At 58.8% G+C, this 952-nt stretch carries 1 protein-coding gene; it reads left to right on the top strand.

What is annotated here, in order from left to right; all coding sequences use genetic code 11:
* Positions 1-5: 5 nt before the first annotated feature.
* A partial coding sequence (locus tag AC1DRJ_RS29745) for a phosphohexomutase domain-containing protein (protein ID WP_477805274.1) occupies positions 6-952 on the top strand: 947 nt, incomplete at its 3' end.

Below are 952 nucleotides of genomic sequence, written 5' to 3'. Positions count from 1 at the left end.
GTAGTATGTATCCTCCTATCGTGACTCAATGCTTCAAGGCCTATGACATTCGTGGCCAGGTTCCCGCTCAACTCAACGAAGAAATCGCTTACCGCATAGGCCGCGCGCTCGTTGCCGAACTGCAAGGCAAAACCTTCGTGGTCGGCCAGGACATGAGGCTTGAAAGCCCACCCCTGGCGGCAGCGCTGATGCGGGGGATTAACGAGGCGGGTGCCGATGTAATCGACATTGGGTTGTGCGGCACCGAAGAAGTCTATTTCGCCACCAGTCACTACAAGGTTGATGGTGGCGTGATGATCACTGCCAGCCACAACCCCAAAGGCTACAACGGCATGAAACTCGTCAAGGCCGAGTCTCGCCCTATCAGCGGCGACACTGGCCTCGACGCCATTCGCCAGCGTGTCGATCAGGGTGACCTGGGCACCGTCGCGGCAGAAAAAGGCGCGGTTCGCCAAGCGCTCGACAAGACTGCCTACATCGACCATTTGCTCACTTACGTCGACGTCAGCGCATTAAAACCCCTCAAGATTCTAGCGGATCCGGGCAACGGCGCTGCCGGGCCCGTGCTGCAGGCGCTGGCTGCGCGGCTGCCGCTGCAATGGGTATTCATCAACGAATTGCCTGATGGTCACTTTCCGAACGGCGTACCCAATCCACTGCTGCCCGAGAACCGTGAGCTGACGCGCCAAGCGCTGCTAGCTCATCAGTGCGACATGGGCCTGGCCTGGGACGGTGACTTCGATCGCTGCTTCTTCTTCGATGCCGATGGTCGGTTCATTGAGGGCTATTACCTTGTCGGCCTGCTGGCTGAAATGCTGCTCAAGCTACACCCCGGCAGTAAGATCATCCACGACCCGCGCTTGACCTGGAACACTATCGAACAGGTTGAGCAGGCGGGCGGGATTGCCGTTCAAAGCAAAACCGGGCACGCGTTCATCAAGGAGCGCATGCG

This window comes from Pseudomonas sp. P5_B2 (genome assembly GCF_056400445.1).
The sequence above is the reverse complement of the archived record's forward strand: the minus strand, read 5'-3'. Positions and strand labels throughout refer to the sequence as shown.